This window comes from Cupriavidus sp. 21MJTG02-4, assembly GCF_057798975.1.
Window position 1 is genome coordinate 37,755 of the sequence record NZ_JBYOJP010000021.1, and the last position, 22,452, is coordinate 60,206.

16 protein-coding genes are annotated in these 22,452 nt (G+C 66.2%); 10 read left to right on the forward strand and 6 right to left on the reverse strand.

The annotated features are described in order from the left end of the window. Positions 1–69: 69 nt before the first annotated feature. Together dapD and dapC are read right to left on the reverse strand one after the other, a co-directional pair. Positions 70–897 carry a 2,3,4,5-tetrahydropyridine-2,6-dicarboxylate N-succinyltransferase gene (gene dapD, locus AC3FKH_RS29920; protein WP_011298055.1) on the reverse strand — a complete coding sequence of 276 codons (828 nt, stop codon included), beginning with the start codon at positions 895–897 and terminating at the stop codon, positions 70–72. Positions 898–1,016: 119 nt separating this feature from the next. Next, entirely contained in the window at positions 1,017–2,216 is a 1,200-nt protein-coding gene (gene dapC, locus AC3FKH_RS29925; protein ID WP_488679314.1) for a succinyldiaminopimelate transaminase, read from the reverse strand. A 178-nt stretch (positions 2,217–2,394) separates the two neighbouring features. On the opposite strand from dapC, the gene AC3FKH_RS29930 reads away from it, so the two are divergent. Then, positions 2,395–3,360, forward strand: coding sequence for a DMT family transporter (locus AC3FKH_RS29930; protein ID WP_488679315.1), 966 nt, complete (start codon positions 2,395–2,397; stop codon positions 3,358–3,360). A 22-nt stretch (positions 3,361–3,382) separates the two neighbouring features. On the opposite strand, the gene AC3FKH_RS29935 is transcribed toward AC3FKH_RS29930, so the two are convergent. After that, positions 3,383–4,210, reverse strand: a complete 828-nt coding sequence (locus AC3FKH_RS29935) for a ferritin-like domain-containing protein (RefSeq protein ID WP_488679316.1) — start codon at positions 4,208–4,210, stop codon at positions 3,383–3,385. A gap of 405 nt (positions 4,211–4,615) precedes the next feature. On the opposite strand from AC3FKH_RS29935, the gene smc reads away from it, so the two are divergent. The 4 genes from smc to def are packed head-to-tail and all read left to right on the forward strand — an operon-like array spanning position 4,616 to position 12,122. Next, a complete protein-coding gene (smc, locus tag AC3FKH_RS29940) occupies positions 4,616–8,131 on the forward strand; it encodes a chromosome segregation protein SMC (RefSeq protein ID WP_488679318.1) in 3,516 nt (1,171 codons plus the stop codon). Continuing rightward, positions 8,128–9,447, forward strand: a complete 1,320-nt coding sequence (locus AC3FKH_RS29945; protein WP_488679319.1) for a cell division protein ZipA C-terminal FtsZ-binding domain-containing protein — start codon at positions 8,128–8,130, stop codon at positions 9,445–9,447. The genes smc and AC3FKH_RS29945 overlap by 4 nt, the downstream gene beginning before the upstream one ends. Before the next feature lie 12 nt (positions 9,448–9,459). Beyond that, complete coding sequence (gene ligA, locus AC3FKH_RS29950) at positions 9,460–11,592, forward strand: NAD-dependent DNA ligase LigA (RefSeq protein ID WP_488679320.1); 2,133 nt, start codon at positions 9,460–9,462, stop codon at positions 11,590–11,592. Continuing rightward, positions 11,589–12,122, forward strand: a complete 534-nt coding sequence (gene def, locus AC3FKH_RS29955) for a peptide deformylase (RefSeq protein WP_488679321.1) — start codon at positions 11,589–11,591, stop codon at positions 12,120–12,122. Before ligA ends, def begins: the two co-directional genes overlap by 4 nt. Before the next feature lie 96 nt (positions 12,123–12,218). Here def and AC3FKH_RS29960 read toward each other — a convergent pair whose 3' ends face one another. The 3 genes from AC3FKH_RS29960 to map form a co-directional block, all read right to left on the reverse strand. Next, complete coding sequence (locus AC3FKH_RS29960) at positions 12,219–14,222, reverse strand: pseudouridine synthase (RefSeq protein WP_488679322.1); 2,004 nt, start codon at positions 14,220–14,222, stop codon at positions 12,219–12,221. Between the two features lie 23 nt (positions 14,223–14,245). Beyond that, positions 14,246–16,828: a [protein-PII] uridylyltransferase gene (locus AC3FKH_RS29965; protein WP_488679323.1), complete on the reverse strand. Its 2,583-nt coding sequence runs from the start codon at positions 16,826–16,828 to the stop codon at positions 14,246–14,248. Positions 16,829–16,904: 76 nt separating this feature from the next. Further along, entirely contained in the window at positions 16,905–17,813 is a 909-nt protein-coding gene (gene map, locus AC3FKH_RS29970) for a type I methionyl aminopeptidase (RefSeq protein ID WP_488679324.1), read from the reverse strand. A gap of 253 nt (positions 17,814–18,066) precedes the next feature. On the opposite strand from map, the gene rpsB reads away from it, so the two are divergent. From rpsB to uppS, 5 genes are all read left to right on the forward strand, one after another. Next, positions 18,067–18,810, forward strand: a complete 744-nt coding sequence (gene rpsB / locus AC3FKH_RS29975) for a 30S ribosomal protein S2 (protein WP_483708252.1) — start codon at positions 18,067–18,069, stop codon at positions 18,808–18,810. 296 nt (positions 18,811–19,106) lie between these two features. After that, positions 19,107–19,985, forward strand: coding sequence for a translation elongation factor Ts (gene tsf / locus AC3FKH_RS29980; protein ID WP_488679325.1), 879 nt, complete (start codon positions 19,107–19,109; stop codon positions 19,983–19,985). 267 nt (positions 19,986–20,252) lie between these two features. Beyond that, positions 20,253–20,963 (forward strand): UMP kinase, encoded by a 711-nt coding sequence (gene pyrH, locus AC3FKH_RS29985; RefSeq protein WP_483708250.1) that lies wholly within the window; start codon positions 20,253–20,255, stop codon positions 20,961–20,963. Positions 20,964–21,069: 106 nt separating this feature from the next. Then, the gene (gene frr, locus AC3FKH_RS29990) at positions 21,070–21,630 is read left to right on the forward strand and encodes a ribosome recycling factor (protein WP_488679326.1); all 561 of its coding nucleotides are present in this window, start codon (positions 21,070–21,072) and stop codon (positions 21,628–21,630) included. Between the two features lie 48 nt (positions 21,631–21,678). Further along, positions 21,679–22,449 (forward strand): undecaprenyl pyrophosphate synthase, encoded by a 771-nt coding sequence (uppS, locus tag AC3FKH_RS29995; RefSeq protein ID WP_488679376.1) that lies wholly within the window; start codon positions 21,679–21,681, stop codon positions 22,447–22,449. Positions 22,450–22,452: the final 3 nt, after the last annotated feature.

Below are 22,452 nucleotides of genomic sequence, written 5' to 3' on the forward strand. Positions count from 1 at the left end.
ATGCAGTGAGAAGGCCCGGCCAGCCGCCGCGCGCATCGCGCAGCTTCTGGCCGGGCCAGCCGCGGGTGATCAGTCGCCGCGCAGCAGGTCGTTCAGGCTGGTCTTGGCGCGGGTCTGCGCGTCCACCTTCTTGACGATCACGGCGCAGTACAGGCTGTACTTGCCATCCTTGGACGGCAGGTTGCCCGCCACCACGACCGAGCCGGCCGGCACGCGGCCATAGTGGATCTCGCCGGTTTCGCGGTCATAGATCTTGGTCGACTGGCCCAGGTACACGCCCATCGAGATGACCGAGTTCTCTTCGACGATCACGCCTTCCACGACTTCCGAGCGGGCGCCGATAAAGCAGTTGTCTTCGATGATGACCGGATTGGCCTGCAGCGGCTCCAGCACGCCGCCAATGCCCACGCCGCCCGACAGGTGGACGTTCTTGCCGATCTGCGCGCACGAACCGACGGTGGCCCAGGTGTCGACCATGGTGCCTTCATCGACATAGGCGCCGATGTTCACGTACGACGGCATCAGCACGGCATTCTTCGCGATGAACGAGCCGCGGCGCGCCACGGCGGGCGGCACCACGCGGAAGCCGGCCTTGGCGAAGTCGTCGCCGCTCCAGTTGGCGAACTTGGTCGGGACCTTGTCGTAGAACTGGGCAAAGCCGCCGGCGCTCATCGGCGCGTTGTCTTCCAGGCGGAACGACAGCAGCACGGCCTTCTTGACCCACTGGTTGACGATCCAGTCCTTGCCTTGCTTCTCGGCCACGCGCAGCGTGCCGGCGTCGAGCTGGCCGATGACATTGGCGACGGCCTCGCGGATATCGGCGGGGGCGGACTTCGGCGACAGGCTGGTGCGGTCTTCCCAGGCCTGGTCGATCAGGGCTTGCAGAGCTTGCGTCATGTTCGTCTTCTCAGGTGTTGAATGTTGATGTTCGATCGTCGGGCCAGGGCCTCGACCTTTTGTCTGCTCCCCTCTCCCCGTGAGGGGAGAGGGGAACACAATTGGACACAAACTGCCCCTCAGCCCAGCGATTTGCAGAATTCCACGATCCGCCGCGCGCCTTCCAGGCATTCCTCGGGCGTGGCCACCAGCGCCATGCGCACGCGGTTGGCGCCGGGGTTGATGCCGCCCGCTTCGCGCGCGAGATAGCTGCCCGGCAGCACCGTGACGTTCTGTGCCGACAGCAGCTGCGCGGCGAACTCGACATCGGTCAGGCCGGTGCGCGAGACATCGGCCCACAGGTAGAAGCCGGCGTCGGGCAGCGCGACGTCCAGCACCTCGGCCAGCATCGGCGTGACCTCGCTGAACTTGCGCACATAGGCGGCGCGGTTCTCGCGCACGTGGGCTTCGTCGTTCCAGGCGGCAATGCTGGCCGTCTGCACGGCCGGGTTCATCGCACCGCCGTGGTAGGTACGGTATAGCAGGAATTTCTTCAGCAGGGCGGCGTCGCCGGCGACGAAGCCGGAGCGCAGGCCCGGCACGTTGGAGCGCTTGGACAGGCTCGAGAACATCACCAGCCGTTCAAAGCCGCGGCCCAGCTTGTGCGCGGCCTCCAGCGCACCTAGCGGTGCGCGGCTCTCGTCGAAGTAGATCTCCGAGTAGCACTCGTCCGAGGCGATCACGAAGCCGTACTTGTCCGACAGCGCGAACAGCTGCTTCCAGTCTTCGAGCGACAGCACCGCGCCGGTCGGATTGCCGGGCGAGCAGACGAACAGCAGCTGCACCTTCTGCCAGACTTCGTCGGCAATGCGGTCGAACGCCGGGGCGAAGTTGCGCGCCGGGTCGCTGTTCGCGAACACCGGCGTGGCGCCGGCCAGCAGCGCCGCGCCTTCGTAGATCTGGTAGAACGGGTTCGGGCAGAGCACCAGCGCGCCTGGGCGGGTGCCGTCGACCACGGTCTGCGCGAACGCGAACAGCGCTTCGCGCGAGCCGGTCACCGGCAGTACCTCGGTCGCGGCATTGACCTTAGGTAGCCCATAGCGGCGTTCCAGCCAGCTGGCGATGCACTGTCGTAGTGCATCGGAACCAGCCGTTGTGGGATAATTCGCCAGCCCCGCCAGCGACTCGGCCAACGCCTGCTTGATGAATTCGGGCGTCGGGTGCTTGGGCTCGCCAATGCCGAAGCTGATTGCCGGCTTGTCGGCCGGTTTCACTTCCGCGAAGAGCACCCGCAGTTTCTCGAAGGGGTAGGGCTGGAGCAGGTCGAGGCGCGGATTCACGTTCTGGATGGGGCCGGTTGAAACGCAGCATTATAAGGGAACGGCGCCCTTTCCCGTGCGATGGCGCGGTCCGCGCCGCGCATGCGGTGTGCGGATGCCGGGCATCACCGGCATGTGATGCCGGCGCCGGATGTACCGCGTTTCCCCCGGCAAGCCGGTCCCTCGTAGCCATTTCCAAATGACCAACAAGAATATTGCGGCGCAACATGGCGCCGCCGACCGCCATGCGGTCAAGTCCTCGCTTTCCATCCTGATCGGTGCCTCGGTTTGGGGCATTGCCTGGTTCCCGTATCGTGTGCTGGCGGGCTGGGGCCTGGGTGGCATGAGCGCCGCGGCGCTGGTGAGCTGTGCGGCCGCGCTCCTGTCGCTGCTGGCCTTTCGCAGGCAGCTGCGCGGCATGCGCGCATCGTGGCTGTTCGTGGCGATCGGCGTGGCCGCGGGCGTGACCAATGCGGGCTTTGTCTGGGGCAGCGTGAACGGGCACGTCATGCGCGTGCTGCTGCTGTTCTACCTGACTCCGGTCTGGACGGCGCTGTTCGCGCGCATGTTCCTGGGCGAGCGGCTCTCGGCCGGCGGCCTGGCGCTGATTGCGCTGGCGCTGTCGGGCGCCGGCCTGATGCTGTGGACGCCCGAGGTTGGCGTGCCGCTGCCGGGCAGTGCCGCCGAATGGTCCGGGCTGGTCGGCGGCATGGGCTTCGCCGTCAACAACGTGCTGTCGCGGCGCGCCGGGCAGCGCTTTCCCGAGATGGACGCGCGCCTTCGCACGGTGGTGGTCTACCTGGGCTGTACCGCGGTCGGCGTGCCGTGCGCGCTGCTGCTAGATGGCCCCTCGGTGACCATCGTCCCGGGCGCGGGTGGCGCCGTGCTGGCCCTGGTGGCGGCGCTGGCCGCGGTGCTGGTGCTCAGCAACTCGGTGGTCCAGTATGGCCTGCAGCGCCTGCCGGCCAACCGCGTGTCGCTGCTGATGCTGTTCGAGATCGTGGTGGCGGCCGTGTCGTCGTGGTGGCTGGCGACCGAGACGCTGAGCTGGAAGGAGGCCGCGGGCGGCCTTTGCATCGTGGCCGCCGGGGCGCTGTCGGGGCTGGTGCATCGCAGCCGGCGCGCGCCGGAAGCCGTATCGGGCGGGGCCGAAGCCGCCGCCTGAGCGGCTTGGGCATGGCGTCGCGTCAGTGCAGCATGACCCGGCTCACGACGGCCACGAGCGGCTTGCGCACCGCGCGCTCCAGCTTGCTGTGCAGATGCAACGGCCGCAGCAGCATTTTCACGGTCATTTCGACGGGCAGGTGGCGCCTGACCACGGCGCTGACGCGCGAGTTGAGTGCTTTCACCTCATGTTCCGGGATGTCTTCCTGTCCGCGCTCCATGCGCAGGACATTGCGCAGCGCGATGGCCGCATCCTCGTTCTTGATTTCCAGCAGCCGGCGCGCCAGGGCGCCCAGCACCCGGGCGCGGCCCAGACCTTCGGACTCGGCAAAGTGGTTGAAAAAGCGATAGAAGTGCTTGTAGTGGCGCACCTCGTCATCGGCAATGCGGCGCGTCAGGGCGCGTAGCACCGGTTCGTCGCTGGCCTGTTCCAGCGCGCGATAGTAGGCCGCCGTGCCTGTCTCTACGACGCAGCGGGCCGCCATTTCCAGCGCCTCGGTCGGCTCGAACTGGTCGATCGAGCAAGTCTGGCTGTACTCCGCGAAAAAGCGCCGGTAGCCGCGTTCCCAGTCGAATTCCGGCCAGACATGCTCGACATAGCGGCGCAGCGCCAGACCGTGCTGCAATTCCTCGGCTTCCCAATGGTCGGACAGCCAATTGGCCGCTTCCGGCTCGCCGGCGTAGTAGGTGGCGAGGTTGCCGGCGTAGGTGTCCGATCCGCTTTCGATGAACGACGCCGATACCAGCAGGTAGAACAGGTCGCGGTTGTTGCGCACGCGTTCGGACTGGATGGCCCGGTAATCAATCTCGCTGACAGACCACGGCAGGGTTGCCGCTGACGGCTGGGTCATGCTGGATCCTCCGCAAAGGGCCGGTGCCGCCCTGATTGTCACCCGGAGGGCATCCGGCGTCACGCTGGCATATCAAAGAGACTGGCATTTACCCTAGTTAGTTTCCCGGTTATTACCCAACTATTCCGACACCCGAGGCACCGGCCCCTCCAGAAGTGCTTGCAAAAACGCCTGCAAATGGCTGTGAGCAAAGGGAAACCGGCCGCCAAAAATGCCGTGGAACCCACTGCCGGAGCGGCCGGATCGCCGGGGCGCGATGGTATGATTACCGCCAATTCTCGGGCACGGGGGGCGAGAAGGGACGCTGGCGGCACGCCGCGCGTCCGTCTGTCCGCGTGCGCCGCTCATTCCTGAACGCTCTAATGCTGCGCGCGCTGCCATCAGCGCCGATACCACACGACAACCGTGCGACTATCTTCGATCAAGCTGGCGGGCTTCAAATCATTCGTCGATCCGACCAATTTCCAGGTGCCCGGCCAGCTGGTCGGGATCGTAGGTCCCAACGGCTGCGGCAAATCCAACATCATCGATGCAGTCCGCTGGGTGCTGGGTGAGTCACGTGCGTCCGAACTGCGTGGCGAATCCATGCAGGACGTCATCTTCAACGGTTCCACGGCACGCAAGCAGGCCGGCCGGGCCAGCGTCGAACTGGTCTTCGACAATGCCGAAGGCCGCGCCGCCGGCCAGTGGAGTCAATACGCCGAAGTGGCGGTCAAGCGCGTGCTGACACGCGATGGCACCTCGTCCTATTACATCAACAACCAGCCGGTACGCCGCCGCGATATCCAGGACATCTTCCTGGGCACGGGCCTTGGGCCGCGCGCCTACGCGATCATCGGCCAGGGCATGATCTCGCGCATCATCGAGGCCAAGCCCGATGACATGCGGATCTTCCTCGAAGAGGCCGCGGGCGTATCCAAGTACAAGGAGCGCCGCCGCGAAACCGAGAACCGCCTGTCCGACACGCGCGAGAACCTGACGCGCGTCGAAGACATCCTGCGCGAGCTCGGAACCAACCTCGAGAAGCTCGAGGGGCAGGCCGAAGTCGCGCAGCGTTTCAAGACGTTGCAGGCCGACGGCGAAGAAAAGCAGCAACTGCTGTGGCTGCTGCGCAAGCGCGAGGCGCAGGTCGAGCAGGAACGCCACCAGCGTGCCATCGAGCAGGCCCAGATCGACCTCGAAGCCCAGACCGCCCAACTGCGCCACGTCGAAGCCGACCTCGAGACCATGCGTGTCGCGCACTACGCGGCGTCCGACGGCATGCACGCAGCGCAGGGCGCGCTGTACGAGGCCAATGCCGAAGTCAGCAAGCTGGAAGCCGAGATCCGCTACGTGGTGGAATCGCGCAACCGCGTGCAGGCCCAGATCGCGGCACTGACCACGCAGCGCGAGCAATGGCAGGGCAAGTCGGAGCAGGCCAGCGACGAACTCGCGCAGGCCGAGGAAAACCTCGCCGTGGCCGAAGGCCGCACCGTCGAAGCGCAGGAAGCGGTGGCCCAGAAGACCGATGAGCTGCCGACGCTGGAAGCGCAGTGGCGCGACGCGCAGCAACTGCTCAACGAGCAGCGCTCCGGCATCATGCAGGCCGAACAGGCGCTCAAGCTCGAAGCCGCGCAGCAGCGCAGCGCCGACCAGATGCTGCAGCAGCTCGAACAACGCCGCGAACGCCTGTCGGGCGAGGAAAAGGGACTCGATCGTCCGGACGAGACGCGGCTGGAAGAAGCGCGTGCCGAACTGGCCGAGCAGGAAGCCGTGCTGGAGGAAGCGCAGGCTATCCTGGCCGATGCCGAGGACAGCGTGCCGCGCCTCGATGGCGAGCGCCGTGCCGCGCAGGAGCGCGTGCAGAGCGAAGCCGCCGCGATCGCCGCGCTGGAGGCGCGCCTGTCCGCGCTGAAGCAGTTGCAGGAAAACGTTCAGACCGACGGCAAGGTGCAGCCATGGCTGGCCAGGCACGGCCTGGCGGAATTGCCGCGGCTGTGGAAAAAGGTCCATATCGAGCCTGGTTGGGAAAGCGCGCTGGAATCGGTCCTGCGCGAAAAGCTCGCCGCGCTCGAGGTGTCGAACCTGGACTGGGTCAAGGCCTTCCTGTCGGATGCGCCGCCCGCCAAGCTGGCGTTCTATTCGCCGCCGCCGGCCGCGCGGCCCATCGAGGCGCCCGCAGGCCTGCGGGCGCTGATGTCGCTGGTGCAGATCACGGAACCCGGGATCCGGGCGGTGATGCAGGACTGGCTGGCCGATATCTACACGGCCACGGACATGGCGCAGGCGCTGGCCGTGCGCAACACGCTGCCCGACGGCGCGTCGTTCGTGGTGGCCGAAGGTCACCTGATCGGCCGCAACGCCATCCAGATTTATGCCGCCGATTCCGAGCAGGCTGGCATGCTGGCCCGCGAGCAGGAAATCGAGAACTTGCAGAAGCAGGCGCGCGCGCAGGTGTTGCTCTCGGACGAGGCCAAGAGCCAGGCCGTGCGTGCCGAAGCGGCCTATACGCAGGCGAGCCAGGCACTGGCCGAGGCGCGCTCGCGCGGCGAGCAGGCCACGCGTCGCGCGCACGCGCTGCAGATGGACGTCCTCAAGCTGTCGCAGGCGATGGAGCGCTACGCGGCGCGCAGTGGCCAGATCCGCGAGGAACTGGCCGAGATCGGCGCGCAGATCGACGAGCAGCGCGCCATCCGGGCTGAGTCCGAAGCAAGCTTCGAGCAGCACGATGCCGCGCTGGCCGAGATGCAGGCCACGCATGAAGACCAGCAGATGGCGTTCGAAGCGCTGGACAGCAAGCTGTCGTCGGCGCGCCACCAGCTGCGCGACCTCGAGCGCGCGGCGCAGGAGGCGGTCTTTGGCGAACGCAACCTGGCCAGCCGCATCGACGAGCTGCACCGCAATATCCAGGTGGCCAGCGACCAGGCCGAGCGCATCGCCGAATCGCTCGAGAACGCACGCGCGGAACTCGAAACGATCAACGAGCAGACCGCGCATACCGGCCTGCAGGATGCGCTGGAACGCCGCGCAGAGAAAGAAGAGAAGCTTGGCGCTGCCCGCATCGAGCTGGATGCGCTGACGGCGCAGCTGCGCCAGCACGATGAGCAGCGCCTGGCCGCCGAGCGCAGCCTGCAGCCGCTGCGCGACCGCATCACCGAATCGCAGCTCAAGGAGCAGGCCGCGCGCCTGAACCAGGAGCAGTTCAGCGAGCAGCTGGCCGAGGCCCAGGTCGATGAAGCGGCGCTGGCCGACAAGCTGACGACCGACCTGAAGCCGTCTTACCTGCAGGGCGAAGTCACGCGCATCAACAACGCGATCAATGCGCTGGGCCCGGTGAACATGGCCGCGCTCGACGAGCTGTCCGCGGCGCGCGAACGCAAGACCTTCCTCGACGCGCAGTCGGCCGACCTGAACGATGCGATCACCACGCTGGAAGACGCCATCGCCAAGATCGACCAGGAAACCCGCGCGCTACTGCAAGGCACCTTCGACCAGGTCAACCACCATTTCGGCGAACTGTTCCCGTCGCTGTTCGGTGGCGGCCAGGCGCGCCTGATCATGACCGGCGAGGAAATCCTCGATGCCGGCGTGCAGGTGATGGCGCAGCCGCCGGGCAAGAAGAACTCGACCATTCATTTGTTGTCGGGCGGCGAAAAGGCGCTGACCGCGATTGCGCTGGTGTTTGCCATGTTCCAGCTCAATCCCGCCCCGTTCTGCCTGCTGGACGAGGTGGACGCCCCGCTCGATGACGCCAATACGGAGCGCTACGCCAATATGGTGGCCCGCATGTCCGACAAGACGCAATTCGTCTTTATTTCGCACAACAAGATCGCCATGGAAATGGCGCACCAGCTGATCGGCGTGACCATGCAGGAGCAGGGCGTGTCGCGCATCGTGGCGGTGGATATGGACGCGGCTGTTTCGATGGCGGAGGCAGCATGAACATCAATATGGATTTGCAGACCTCGCTGATCGTCGCCGGGCTCGTTTTCCTGGCGCTGCTGTTCGGCTACAACCAGTGGCAGATCCGCAAGGCGCGCCGCCCGCGCGAACTGCGCCCCGAGGATGACCTGCCGCCGATGCGCGAGCCCGTGGTGGGCGAGTCCACCACGCCGGAGGTGACGGCCAAGCTGCAAGAGGCGCCTGCGCCGGAGCATGTCGAGCGGCGCGAGCCCACGCTGACGCCGGCCGCGCGCCCGGCGCCGCATGAGGTGGCGGCGGTGGCTGCCGCCGCCGCGGCGGGTTCGGCGGACGCCGATGAAGCCGTGGCCGACGAAGTGGCACTGGCGGCCGCGCCGGCCGCCTCTGCCGCGAACGAAGGCGAAGTGGAAGCAGAAGACGAGAGCGAGGCGCAGAGCAAGGCCGAAGAGAAAGCGGTGCCGTCGGCCAAGGTGGCTGAACCTGTAGTGCCCGACGGCCAGCCGCAGCCGGCCACGATCGACCCGCTGATCGACTGCATCGTGCCGCTGCACCTCGAGCGCAAGGCATCGGGCGACCGCATCCTGCCGCTGACTGGCCGGCTACGCCGCGCCGGGACCAAGCAGATCCATATCGAGGGCCTGCGCGTGGAAGCCAATGCCTGGGAGCCGGTGACCGCCGGCCACCAGTACGAGGACCTGCAGGTGGCCGTGCAACTGGCCAGCCGCAGCGGCCCGCTCAATGCGCTGGAGTTCTCCGAATTCGTGAACGCGGTCGAAGCGCTGGCCGAGTCGCTGGATGCCTCGGCCGACCTCCCCGACATGGGCGAGACCGTCGCCAACGCGCGCGAACTCGACGGGTTCGCCGCAAGCTGCGACGTGCAGCTTGGCGTCAACGTGATCTCGGACGGCGCACCGTGGTCGGCCGCCTACGTGCAGAGCGTGGCGACACAGGACGGCCTGGTGCTGTCGCGCGATGGTACGCGCTTCATCCGCTACCTGGCCAATGCCGAAGGCGTGCAGCGCACGCTGTTCGCGCTGCAGTTCGGCGACACGAACTTCCTGCGCGATGACCTGACCGTCAAGGGCGGTGGCCAGATCACGCTGCTGCTCGACGTACCGCAAGCGGACCAGGGCGGCAAGCCGTTCAAGACGGTCTGCGAATACGGCTACTCGCTGGCCCAGCGCATGGGCGCGCAACTGGTCGACGACAATATGCGGCCGCTGACCGAAGCTTCGTTCGTCGCGATCTTCAACCAGCTCGAGACCCTCTACCAGAAGCTGGAGGCACGCGGCATGCCCGCCGGTTCGCCGGTCGCGGTACGGTTGTTCAGCGTCTAGCCGGAGCCTGTCATGAACGCAACCCATCGCGGCGCGCAGGCAGATGCCTCCGCGCCGGTTGGCGGCTTGTCGCCCGCAGCCGCCGCTGAACGCGTGCAATGGCTGCGCGAGGAACTGGATCGCCACAACTACCAGTATTACGTACTGGATGCCCCGACTATCCCGGATGCCGAGTACGACGCGCTGTTTTCCGAACTGCAGGCGCTTGAGGCCGAGCACCCCGAACTGCTGACGCCGGACTCGCCGACGCAGCGCGTGGGCGGCGCACCGCTATCGGCCTTCGATACGGTGCGCCACCGCGTGCCGATGCTGTCGCTCAACAACGGTTTTTCCGACGAAGACGTGATCGGCTTTGACCGCCGCTGCGCACAGGGGCTCGGACGCAGCGCGGCGGGCGGCGCGCAGGATTTGTTCAGCGCCGCGGAAGCCGTCGAGTACGCAAGCGAGCTGAAGTTCGACGGCCTGGCGATGTCGCTGCGCTACGAGGACGGCCGGCTGGTACAGGCGGCAACGCGCGGCGACGGCGAGACCGGCGAAGACGTGACGGTGAATGTGCGCACCATCAAGGCGATTCCGCTGAAGCTGCGTGGCGCGGCGCCGCCGGTGCTCGAAGTGCGCGGCGAAGTCTTCATGTACCGGCGCGATTTCGACAAGCTCAATGCGCGCCAGGCCGAGGCCGGCGAGAAGACGTTCGTCAATCCGCGTAACGCCGCAGCCGGAAGCCTGCGCCAGCTTGATCCACGCATTACCGCCAGGCGTCCGCTGTCTTTCTTCGCCTATGGGCTTGGAGAATTGCAGGGCATGGAGCGTCCTGCCACGCACAGCGCCATGCTGGACGGCTTTGCCGCCATGGGGTTGCCGGTCTGCCAGGAGCGCGCGGTGGTGAAGGGCGCGCAGGGCCTGCTGGATTTTTACCGCAAGGTGGGCGAGAAGCGCGACCAGCTTCCGTACGACATCGATGGCGTGGTCTACAAGGTCAACGCGCTGGCCGAGCAGGAGCAGCTCGGCTTCGTGTCGCGTGCGCCGCGCTTCGCGCTGGCGCACAAGTTCCCGGCGCAGGAGATGACCACGATTGTCGAGGACATCGAAGTGCAGGTCGGCCGCACCGGCGCCATTACGCCGGTCGCGCGCCTGCAGCCGGTGTTCGTGGGCGGGGTGACGGTGACCAATGCCACGCTGCACAACGAGGACGAGGTGCGCCGCAAGGACGTGCATATCGGCGATACCGTGATCGTGCGCCGCGCCGGCGACGTGATTCCCGAAGTGGTCGCCGTGGTGCTGGATCGGCGCCCCGCCGACGCACGCGCGTTCGTCATGCCGACCACCTGCCCGGTATGCGGATCGCATATCGAGCGCCTGGAGGACGAGGCCATCGCACGCTGCACGGGCGGCCTGATCTGCGCCGCGCAGCGCAAGCAGGCGCTGCTGCATTTCGCGCAACGCCGCGCCATGGACATCGAAGGGCTGGGCGACAAGGTGGTGGAGCAGGTGGTGGACCAGGGCATCGTCCATACGCCCGCGGATCTCTACAAGCTAGGCGTGGCCAAGCTGGCCGCACTGGACCGCATGGCCGACAAGTCGGCCGGCAACCTGGTGGCGGCCATTGAAGCGTCGCGCAGCACCACGTTCAACCGGTTTATTTTTGCACTGGGCATCCGGCATGTTGGCGAGGCCACGGCCAAGGACCTGGCGCGCCATTTCGGCAAGCTGGACGCGCTCATGGTGGCTGACGAGGCCGCGCTGCTCGAGGTCAACGACGTGGGGCCCGTGGTGGCGCAGTCGATCGTCAACTTCTTCGGCGAGCCGCACAACGTGGAGGTCATCGAGCAGTTGCGCGCGGCGGGCGTACACTGGGCCGAAAACGAGCCTGCCGCCAGGGCGCCGGCCCCGCTGGCCGGCAAGACTTTCGTGCTGACCGGCACCTTGCCGACGCTTTCGCGCGAGGCCGCAAAGGAAATGCTGGAAGCCGCCGGGGCCAAGGTGGCCGGCTCGGTGTCGAAGAAGACCGATTACGTGGTGGCCGGCGCGGAAGCCGGCAGCAAGCTGGACAAGGCCGAAGCTCTCGGCGTGCCGGTGCTCGATGAGGCCGGCGTGCTGGCGTTACTGGAATCGGTCGGAGCAGGGCAACCGGGGGAACAGGCATGATCCGAGAGATTCTCAAGATGGGCGACGCGCGCCTGCTGCAGGTGGCGCGGCCGGTGGAGCGCTTCAATACGCCGGAACTGCGCGCGCTGATCGAAGACATGTTCGACACCATGGACCATGCCAATGGCGCGGGCCTGGCGGCGCCGCAGATCGGCGTGGACCTGCAGGTGGTGATCTTCGGCTTCGACCGCAATCCGCGCTATCCCGACGCGCCGCAGGTGCCCAAGACCGTGCTGATCAACCCGGTGCTCGAGATGCTGTCCGACGAAATGGAAGACGGCTGGGAAGGGTGCCTGTCGGTGCCGGGGCTGCGCGGCGTGGTGCCGCGCCACACGCGGCTGAAGTACAGCGGCTATGACCTGCGGGGTGAGCGTATCGAACGCGTCGCCGAGGGCTTTCACGCGCGCGTGGTGCAGCATGAATGCGACCACCTGCAAGGCATCCTGTACCCGATGCGCGTCCGCGATTTCACGCGTTTCGGCTTTACCGAGGTGCTGTTTCCCAACTTGCCGCCGAACAGCGACGATTGACGGGATGTGATACCAATGCAAACGGGGCGCCATCTGGCGCCCCGTTTGCATTGGTGCCTGCCGGCGATGCGAGCGCGCCGGCAGTGATGCCATACCTCAGAATTTCTCGAACGGCCCGAGGAAGCGCCATTGCCCCGGCGGCAGGTCGCCCAGCACGATGCGGCCCATGCGCACGCGCTTGAGGCCCACCACCTCCAGCCCCACCTGTTCGCACATGCGGCGAATCTGGCGCTTGCGGCCTTCACGCAGAACGAAGCGCAATTGCTCTTCGTTCTGCCAGCTCACCTTGGCCGGCTTGAGGATCACGCCGTCGAGCGACAGGCCGTGGCGCAGCAGTTCGAGCTGGTCTTCCGGGAAGACTTCGCTGACCTTGCGGTCGACCACGCCTTCGGGCGAGTGCCATTGCACGCGCACCAGGTATTCCTTCTCGACGTTGGAGTCCTCGCCGATCAGGGCGCGGGCCACGCGGCCATCCTGGGTCAGGACCAGCAGGCCGGTCGAGTCGATATCGAGGCGGCCGGCCGGCGCCAGGCCCTTGCGTTGCCACGGCGCAAAGCGCTTGCGCGTCGGGTCTTCCGGCCACTGGTTCTCTTGCGTGAACAGCGCGGCGGCGGGCTCGTAGCCGTCTTCAGCCTGGCCCGAGACAAAGCCCATCGGCTTGTGCAGGAGTACCGTGACACGTTCGCCTTGCTCGGAGCGTGCGGCCTGGTGGATCTCGATGCTGGCATCAGGCCGCACGCGCGAGCCCAGTTCGGTCACGGGCTTGCCGTCGACCAGCACCCAGCCCCGCGGGATCCATTCGTCGGCTTCACGGCGCGAGCACAGGCCCAGTTCGGACATGCGCTTGGACAGGCGCACCAGGCCGTCATCGTGGCTGGATTCATGCGCGTCGGCGTCGGCGTGGGACGGCTTGTCGGCGCGAGGCGGCCGCGCGCGGTCGGCGGTGTCGCTGAAGCGGCGCGCCGGCGCATCGCCCTCGGTGCGGCGCGGGCGCGGCGGACGGTTGTCATCGCTGAAACGGCGCGGGCGTGTGTCGTCGTTGCCGAAGCGGCGCGGCGCTTCACCGCCTTCGCGACGCGGCGGGCGGTTGTCGTCGCTGAAGCGGCGCGGGCGCGCGTCGTCGTTGCCAAAGCGGCGGGGCGCTTCGCCACCCTCACGGCGCGGCGGGCGGTTGTCGTCGCTGAACCGGCGCGGGCGTGCATCGTCATTGCCAAAGCGACGCGGGGCTTCACCGCCTTCGCGGCGCGGCGGACGGTTGTCGTCGCTGAAGCGGCGCGGGCGCGCGTCGTCATTGCCAAAGCGGCGGGGCGCTTCACCGCCCTCGCGGCGCGGCGGCCGGTTGTCATCGCTGAACCGGCGCGGGCGCGCGTCGTCATTGCCAAAGCGACGCGGGGCTTCACCGCCTTCGCGGCGCGGCGGACGGTTGTCGTCGCTGAAGCGGCGCGGGCGCGCGTCGTCATTGCCAAAGCGACGGGGCGCTTCACCGCCCTCGCGGCGCGGCGGCCGGTTGTCATCGCTGAACCGGCGCGGGCGCGCGTCGTCATTGCCAAAGCGACGCGGGGCTTCACCGCCTTCGCGGCGCGGCGGACGGCTGTCGTCGCTGAAGCGGCGCGGGCGTACGTCGTCATTGCCGAAGCGACGCGGTGCGTCACCGCCTTCGCGGCGCGGTGGGCGATTGTCGTCGCTGAAGCGGCGCGGGCGTGCGTCGTCGTTGCCGAAGCGACGCGGGGCTTCACCGCCCTCGCGGCGCGGCGGCCGGTTGTCATCGCTGAAACGTCGCGGGCGTGCATCGTCATTGCCAAACCGACGCGGGCGCGACTGTTCATCGTCGAAACGGCGCGGAGGTGCCTGCCGCTCGCCATCGGCCGGACGGCCCTGGCGCGGGGCGCGGCCAGTGGCAGGATCGCCCGGTGACTTTGTACCCTTGGCGGACTTCGCACCGCCTTGCGCGCGCCGGATGCCGTCGGCGACGGCCTGCACGCGCTTGCGGTTCAGGTCCGAGACGCGCACGGGCCGGTTGCCGGCCGGCTTGCGGGCGGCGTTGTCTTCGGGCGGCTTGATGCCGAGCGTCTTGCGCTTCGGCGAATTGCTGTCGGTCATATCTTCAATGCTGCGCGGCCGGGTCAGATTTCCAGCGCGGCGAGCAGGTCCTGTTCAAGCTGAATCTGCAATCGGTTGTCGGCGGCAAGACGGCTGCCGTCGACAAGGAACACGTCTTCGACGCGTTCGCCAAGGGTATTGATGCGAGCCGTATGCACGGACACGCGATGCTTCGCCAGTACGCGCGCGATCGCGTAAAGCAGGCCGGTGCGATCATTGGCCGACAGCGACAGCAAGTAGTACTGGCCGCGCTCGTCGGGCCGCAGGTCCACGCGCGGCTTGATCGGGAAGCTGCGCGACTGGCGCGACAGCCGGCCCTGGCTGGGCTCCGGCAGCGCGGCCTGTTGCTGCAGGCGGTCGCACAGCTCGTGCTCCACCAGCGCGAGGATGTCGCGGTAGTTGCCGCCTTCGCCAACCATGCCAGGGTCGGTCACCTGGAACGTGTCGAGCGCGTAGCCGTGGCGCGTGGTGTGGATCTTGGCGTCCTGGATCGAGAACGCCTTGCGCTCGAAGTAGCCGCAGATGCGCGCGAAGAGGTCGGGCTGGTCCTTGACATAGACCGCTACCTGCAGGCCTTCGCCTGCCGGCGAGATGCGGGCCTTCACCACCGGCACCGGACTGTCCACCTTGTTGAACAGGTGGCGCGTCAGCCAGGCGATATCGCGGGAATCGTGCCGCAGGAAGAAGGCCACGTCGAGCTGGGCCCACAACGGCTTGCCCAGTTCGGGATCGAATGCGTTCAGGCGCAGTTGCGAGACGGTTTCTTCCTTGCGCTGCGCCCAGATGGAATGCCGGTCGACCTTGGCGCCGCCCAGCACGCGCAGCGTGATGCGGTACAGGTCTTCGATCAGCTTGCCCTTCCAGGCATTCCACACCTTGGGGCTGGTGCCGCGGATATCGGCGACGGTCAGCAGGTACAGCGCGGTGAGGTAGCGTTCATCCCCCACCACGCGCGCGAAGGCGTGGACCACTTCGGGGTCGGTGAGGTCCTGCTTCTGGGCCACCTGGCTCATCGTCAGGTGGTGTTCCACGAGCCAGCAGATCAGGTCGGCGTCTTCGCGCGCAATGCCGTGCCGCTTGCAGAAGCGGCGTGCATCGACGGTGCCGAGCTTCGAGTGGTCGCCGCCGCGGCCCTTGGCGATATCGTGGAACAGCGCCGCCACCGAGAGCACCCACGGCTTGTCGAAGCTCGCCATGAGCTGGCTGCAGAACGGGAATTCGTGCGTGTGCTCGACAATCGCGAAGCGGCGCATATTGCGCACCACCATCAGGATGTGCTGATCCACGGTGTAGACGTGGAACAGGTCATGCTGCATCTGTCCGACGATGCGCCGGAAATTGATCAGGTAGCGGCCCAGCACGCTGGTCTGGTTCATCAGGCGCAGCGCGTGGGTGATGCCTTGCGGCTCCTGCAGGATGGCAAGGAACAGGCGGCGGTTTTCCGGGTCGTTGCGCCAGCGCGCATCCATCACGGTGCGCGCGTTGTACAGGCCGCGCAGCGTGCGCGGCGACAATCCCTTGATTCCCGGCGTGCGTTCGTACAGCAGGAAGGTTTCCAGGATCGCGTGCGGATCGTCTTCGTAGAGGCTGTCGCTGGTGATTTCCAGCATGCCCTGGCGCTCGACGAAGCGCTCGTTGATGACGCGGGTCACCTGCGATTCGCTGGGGAACAGCAAGGCCTCGATGTTGAGCAGCAGTACGCTGTTGAGCTGGGTCACCGCCTTGGCCGCCCAGTAGTAGCGGCGCATGAGCTGCTCGCTGGCGCGCTTGTTGTCGTTCTGGCGGTAGCCGAACGATTCGGCCAGGGCGGTCTGCAGGTCGAAGACCAGTACGTCCTGGCGGCGTCCGGCAATCAGGTGCAGCCGGGCGCGGATGGTCTTCAGCAGGCGTTCGTTGCGGGCCAGTTCCTGCGCTTCGCGCAGCGTCAGCAGGCCTTTCTCGAACAGTTCCTTCCAGCTGTCGCCCAGGCCGGCGGCCTTGGTCATCCACAGGATCACCTGCAGGTCGCGCAGGCCACCCGGGCTTTCCTTGCAGTTCGGTTCGAGCGAGTAGGGCGTGTCCTGGTACTTGGCGTGGCGCTGGCGCATTTCCAGCAGCTTGGCCTGGAAGAAGTCGGCCGGATCGAGGTCGGCCTTGTGCTGCGCGCGCATCGCGTTGAACAGCTTGCGCTCGCCCGTCAGCAGGCGCGCCTCCAGCAGCGAAGTCTGGATGGTGATGTCCGCGCGGGCTTCACGGATGCAGTCTTCCACGGTCCGGACCGAGGAGCCGATCTCCAGTCCAAGGTCCCAGCAGATGCCGATAAAGCGCTCCAGCCGGCTCGCAGTGGTGGCGTCGGGTTCGGACGACAGCAACAGCAGCACATCCACATCGGAATACGGGGACAGTTCCCCGCGGCCGTAACCACCGACGGCGACCAGCGCCGCGTCCGCGGGCATGTCCAGTCCGCGCCAGGCTTCGACCAGCGCGGCGTCCACGGCACGGCGCAGGCGCGTGATCAGCGTGCCGACGTGCGCCGTCAGCGCGAAGTCGGCAAACAGGGCCTGCTTGTCGGCTTTCAGCTGATCGCGAACGCGTGCGGCGAGCAGGAGTTCCGGCGTGGTGTCCATGGGCTGTGCGGGAAGATTCGTGGGCATGGCTGGAAAAAGAAAGGCGCCCGTCAGGCGCCCCCAACCATGTTGCGGCTCAGGCCGCGACCGACTCCGTAATAAAGGCCGGTGGTGCCGGCGTGGCGGCGGACACCGTCAGCACCTCGTAGCCGGTTTCCGTCACCAGCACGGTATGTTCCCATTGCGCGGACAGGCTGCGGTCGCGCGTCTTGACCGTCCACTGGTCGGGCATGGTGCGGATATCGCGCTTGCCGGCATTGATCATCGGCTCGACGGTGAAGATCATGCCTGCCTTGATCTCGGCGCCGGTGCCGGCACGGCCGTAGTGCAGGATCTGCGGATCTTCATGGAAGTTCTTGCCGATGCCGTGGCCGCAGTACTCACGCACCACGCTGTAGCCGGCCGCTTCCGCATGGACCTGGATGGCATGGCCGATATCGCCCAGGCGCGCGCCGCCGCGCACCTGCGCGATGCCTTTCCACATGCATTCGTAGGTCACCTGCGCGAGCCGCTTGGCCAGGATCGAGGCCTCGCCGACCAGGAACATGCGGCTGGTATCGCCGTAGTAGCCTTCCTTGGTGATGACGGTGATATCGAGGTTGACCGCGTCGCCGCTCTTGAGCACGCGGTCGCCGGGGATGCCGTGGCAGATCACGTCATTGACCGAGGTGCAGATTGCGCCAGGGAAGGGCGGGTAGCCCGGGGGCGCATAATTCAGCGGCGCCGGCACGGTGCCTTGCACGTCACGCATATAGGCATGGCACAGGCGGTCGAGCTCGCCGGTGGTCACGCCCGGCTTGACGAACGGCGTGATGTAATCGAGGACTTCCGAGGCAAGGCGGCAAGCCACGCGCATTTGGGCGATGTCTTCGGCGGTGTTCAGGTAGATGCTCATGCTGCTTCGCCAGAAAAAGTGAAGGCGAGGCCACGGGCCGCGCCAGAATCGAATAGGGAATGTGGGATTATCGCACCATCGGGGCTCCATCGCAGCGGTTCGCCCGGCAATCGGGGTCAGATGAAAGGGGCCTGGCCGTTTTTCCGCGCTCCATCGGCGGCTTTCGGCTCCGCTTGAGTGGTGCGGGCATTTATTGCTAGAATAGCGGGCTGGCCTGATTGCGGTGCAACATTTGCCGCCGCCGGTCGTTTTTGAATCGTGAAATCGCTGGTCCGCCCATCCGGGGTGTTCCTTTTCAGGAATGTCGGGGCGGACTTCAGACCTAACCCTATTGGAGAATCACATGTCCGTTACCATGCGCGAAATGCTGGAAGCCGGTTGCCACTTCGGCCACCAGACCCGCTTCTGGAACCCGAAGATGGCCCCCTACATCTTCGGTCACCGCAACAAGATCCACATCATCAACCTCGAAAAGACGTTGCCGATGTTCCAGGACGCAATGAAGTATGTGCGTCAACTGGCTGCCAATCGCGGCACCGTCATGTTCGTGGGTACCAAGCGCCAGTCGCGTGAAATCCTGGCTGAAGAAGCTGGCCGCGCCGGCATGCCCTACGTCGACGCCCGCTGGCTCGGCGGCATGCTGACCAACTTCAAGACGGTCAAGACCTCGATCAAGCGCCTGAAGGACATGGAAGCCGCCAAGGAAGCCGGCGCGCTGGAAACCATGAGCAAGAAGGAAGCGCTGATGTTCGAGCGCGAAATGATCAAGCTGGAAAAGTCGATCGGCGGCATCAAGGAAATGGGCGGCGTGCCTGACGCCATCTTCGTGGTGGACGTCGGCTACCACAAGATTGCCGTGACCGAAGCCAAGAAGCTGGGCATCCCCGTGATCGGCGTGGTCGATACCAACCACTCGCCGGAAGGCATCGATTACGTGATCCCGGGCAACGACGACTCGTCCAAGGCCGTGGCCCTGTACGTGCGCGGCGTGGCTGACGCGATCCTGGAAGGCCGTGCCAACGCCGTTCAGGAAGTTGTCGAAGCCGCTCGCGGCGGTGACGACTTCGTCGAAGTGCAGGAAGGCTGATAGCCGGCTGCCGAGAGGACCCCGATCACGCGCATCGCCACGGAACGATCTCAATGCATCGGCCACCGGACCTGACAAAAGGTACGGGGCGTTGCGCGGAGCCGGTGAATACCGGCCTCGGCACGGCGACAAGAAGAAAAGGGGGCACATCCGGCGCCCCCTTTTTTTAAATTTGCAGTATCTGGATTGTTGTCATCCGCCGCAGGCAAGCTCTGCCGCGGGTGAGGCTGTACACCCCGGCCGGTTGCCAGACAGGAAACTGGGGCACCCGGCGCGAACCATTCAAGGAGTGACAAATGGCGGCAATTACCGCAAGCATGGTGGCTGAACTGCGCGCGAAGACCGACGCGCCGATGATGGAATGCAAGAAGGCCCTGACCGAGGCCGACGGTGACCTGAACAAGGCTGAAGAGCTGCTGCGCGTCAAGCTGGGCAACAAGGCCAGCAAGGCCGCATCGCGCGTGACCGCCGAAGGCGTGGTCGCCTCGTTCATCGACGGCACCACCGGCGTGCTGGTCGAATTGAACTGCGAGACCGATTTCGTCTCCAAGAACGACGACTTCCTGGCTTTCTCGGCCAAGGTCGCCGAGCTGATCGCCAAGCAGAACCCGGCCGACGTGGCCGCGCTGTCCGCGCTGGAAATCGATGGCGTGAGCGTCGAAGCCACCCGTACCGCCCTGATCGGCAAGATCGGCGAGAACCTGACGATCCGCCGCTTCGTGCGCTACGCCAACGGCGGCAAGCTGGTTTCGTACCTGCACGGCACCCGTATCGGCGTGATGGTCGAGTTCGATGGCGACGAAGCTGCCGCCAAGGACGTCGCCATGCACGTGGCCGCCATGAAGCCGGTGTCGCTGTCGGCCGAGCAGGTTCCTGCCGAGCTGATCGCCAAGGAGCGCAGCATTGCCGAGCAGAAGGCTGCCGAATCGGGCAAGCCGGCTGAAATCGTCGCCAAGATGGTGGAAGGTTCGGTCCAGAAGTACCTGAAGGAAGTGTCGCTGTTCAACCAGCCGTTCGTGAAGAACGACAAGCAGACCGTCGAGCAGATGCTCAAGGCTGTCAACACGACCGTGAAGGGCTTCACCCTGTACGTCGTGGGCGAAGGCATCGAGAAGAAGCAGGACGACTTCGCTGCCGAAGTGGCCGCCCAGGTGGCCGCTGCACAGAAGGGCTGATGTCCGGGGCGGGGTGCCACCCTTCCGGGTTGGCCCGCCGCCTATAATGCCGAAGGGGCGCCGCGAGGTGCCCCTCTGTGTAAGTAGGATCGAAGCAGCAGCACGCGGCCTCCTTGTGTGCGCTGCAACAGCCAGTTTCCGGCGTCATCCGCCCGTCGCGGGTGACCCCGAAAACCGGTTCAATCCGGCATTCGCGCGGCCTGCCGCACGGGTGTATCAAAACTATAGGTCTCAAATCGAGCGACTAGCTCCTGTCCGAGGGTGAACATGCCAGCCTACAAGCGCGTCCTACTGAAACTCTCCGGTGAAGCCCTCATGGGCGACGATGCCTTCGGCATCAACCGCGCCACCATCGAAGGGATGGTCAATGACATTGCCGAGATCGTGAAGCTCGGCGTCCAGGTCGCGGTCGTGATCGGCGGGGGCAATATCTTCCGCGGCGTCGCGGGCGGTGCCGCCGGCATGGATCGCGCCACGGCCGACTACATGGGCATGCTGGCCACCATGATGAACGCCCTGGCCCTGCAGGACGCCATGCGCCATGCCAATATCGAAGGCCGCGTCCAGTCCGCGCTGCGCATGGACCAGGTGGTCGAGCCTTACATCCGTCCGCGCGCCATCCGCCAGCTTGAAGAGGGCAAGGTGGTGATCTTCGCCGCAGGCACCGGCAACCCGTTCTTCACCACCGACACTGCTTCGGCGCTGCGCGGCGCGGAAATCGGCGCCGAGATCGTGCTCAAGGCCACCAAGGTGGATGGCGTGTACACGGCCGACCCCAAGAAGGACCCGAGCGCCACGCGCTACACCACGATTACGTTCGACGAGGCCATCTCGCGCAACCTGCAGGTCATGGACGCCACGGCCTTCGCGCTGTGCCGCGACCAGAAACTGCCGATCAAGGTGTTCTCCATCGTCAAGCCGGGCGCGCTCAAGCGCGTGATCCTGGGCGAGGACGAAGGTACGCTGGTCCACGTCTGAAGGCGGTCCGGGCGCGAAATCTGGTGCGCGGCCCGGCAAAGAGTAGAATGATTCATTTTCGATCCCGGGATGCCGGGATCCTGGTAGCTGATTTCCGGAGGTAATGATGAGCGTCGCCGAAACCAAGAAGAGCGTCGAGCAGAAGATGCAGAAGTCGATCGAGGCCTTCAGGGCCGATCTGGCTAAAGTCCGCACCGGCCGTGCCCACACCGGCCTGCTCGACCACGTACAGGTGGACTACTACGGTTCGATGGTACCGATCAGCCAGGTGGCGAACGTCGGCCTGGGCGATGCCCGCACCATTACCGTCCAGCCCTGGGAAAAGAAGATGGTTGGCGCGATCGAGAAGGCCATCCGCGACTGCGACCTGGGCCTGAACCCGGCCACCATGGGCGAAGTCATCCGCGTGCCGATGCCGGCCCTGACCGAAGAGCGCCGCAAGGAGCTGACGAAGGTCGTCAAGGGTGAGGCCGAGGGTGCCAAGGTGGCGGTGCGCAACCTGCGCCGTGACGCCAACGAGCAGTTCAAGAAGCTGGTGAAGGACAAGACCATCTCCGAAGACGACGAGCGCCGCGGCCAGGACGACGTGCAGAAGCTGACCGACAAGTTCGTTGCCGAAATCGACAAGCTGGTCGCCGAAAAAGAGAAGGAGATCATGACGGTCTGAGGACTGCCACGCGCCTTGTCGCCGGAGTCTTCAGTGTCGTTTGCCACCATGCAGCACATCAGTTCTACGCTCGCCGTCCCTGACACCACTTATGTGCCCCGCCACGTTGCCATCATCATGGATGGCAACGGCCGCTGGGCGACGCAACGCCATCTGCCGCGCGTGGCCGGTCACAGTCGCGGGCTCGACGCCGTGCGCGCCGTGGTGGAAGCCAGCGCCGCTCGCGGCGTGAAATTCCTGACCTTGTTTGCGTTCAGCTCGGAGAACTGGCGCCGCCCTGCGGACGAGGTCTCGTTCCTGATGCGCCTGTTCATGACCGCTCTGCGGCGCGAAGTGGTCAAGATGCACGCGAACAATATCCGCGTGCGCGTGGTCGGGGATCTGGGCCGCTTCAGTCCGCGCATCCAGCAGTTGATCCGGGATGCCGAGGCGCGCACGGCGGGCAACAGCGGCCTGACCGTGACCATCGCCGCCAACTACGGCGGTCGCTGGGATCTGCTGCAGGCCATGCGCAAGATGCTGGCTCGCTCGCCGATGCTCGATCCGGAGTCGATCGACGAGTCGGTGCTGGCGCCGCACCTGGTGATGTCCTACGCGCCGGAGCCGGATCTGTTTATCCGGACCGGGGGCGAGCAGCGCATCAGTAATTTCCTGTTGTGGCAGCTGGCCTATTCCGAGCTGTATTTCACCGACGTCTACTGGCCGGACTTCGACGCCGCCGAGCTGGACAAGGCCTTTGCCTCGTACCGCCAGCGCGAACGCCGCTTTGGCCGCACCAGCGCGCAGCTGGTTGCGCCGGGGCTGTCCGGCACTGCCTGAGCG

Excerpts from the sequence above, each read along its gene's own strand:
- AC3FKH_RS29930 (WP_488679315.1), top strand. The coding sequence starts at position 2,395 with ATGACCAACAAGAATATTGCGGCGCAACATGGCGCCGCCGACCGCCAT.
- uppS (WP_488679376.1), top strand. The coding sequence starts at position 21,679 with ATGCAGCACATCAGTTCTACGCTCGCCGTCCCTGACACCACTTATGTG.
- tsf (WP_488679325.1), top strand. The coding sequence starts at position 19,107 with ATGGCGGCAATTACCGCAAGCATGGTGGCTGAACTGCGCGCGAAGACC.
- pyrH (WP_483708250.1), top strand. The coding sequence starts at position 20,253 with ATGCCAGCCTACAAGCGCGTCCTACTGAAACTCTCCGGTGAAGCCCTC.
- AC3FKH_RS29960 (WP_488679322.1), bottom strand. The coding sequence starts at position 14,222 with ATGACCGACAGCAATTCGCCGAAGCGCAAGACGCTCGGCATCAAGCCG.
- AC3FKH_RS29945 (WP_488679319.1), top strand. The coding sequence starts at position 8,128 with ATGAACATCAATATGGATTTGCAGACCTCGCTGATCGTCGCCGGGCTC.
- ligA (WP_488679320.1), top strand. The coding sequence starts at position 9,460 with ATGAACGCAACCCATCGCGGCGCGCAGGCAGATGCCTCCGCGCCGGTT.
- def (WP_488679321.1), top strand. The coding sequence starts at position 11,589 with ATGATCCGAGAGATTCTCAAGATGGGCGACGCGCGCCTGCTGCAGGTG.
- AC3FKH_RS29935 (WP_488679316.1), bottom strand. The coding sequence starts at position 4,210 with ATGACCCAGCCGTCAGCGGCAACCCTGCCGTGGTCTGTCAGCGAGATT.
- frr (WP_488679326.1), top strand. The coding sequence starts at position 21,070 with ATGAGCGTCGCCGAAACCAAGAAGAGCGTCGAGCAGAAGATGCAGAAG.
- AC3FKH_RS29965 (WP_488679323.1), bottom strand. The coding sequence starts at position 16,828 with ATGGACACCACGCCGGAACTCCTGCTCGCCGCACGCGTTCGCGATCAG.
- rpsB (WP_483708252.1), top strand. The coding sequence starts at position 18,067 with ATGTCCGTTACCATGCGCGAAATGCTGGAAGCCGGTTGCCACTTCGGC.
- map (WP_488679324.1), bottom strand. The coding sequence starts at position 17,813 with ATGGAGCCCCGATGGTGCGATAATCCCACATTCCCTATTCGATTCTGG.
- dapD (WP_011298055.1), bottom strand. The coding sequence starts at position 897 with ATGACGCAAGCTCTGCAAGCCCTGATCGACCAGGCCTGGGAAGACCGC.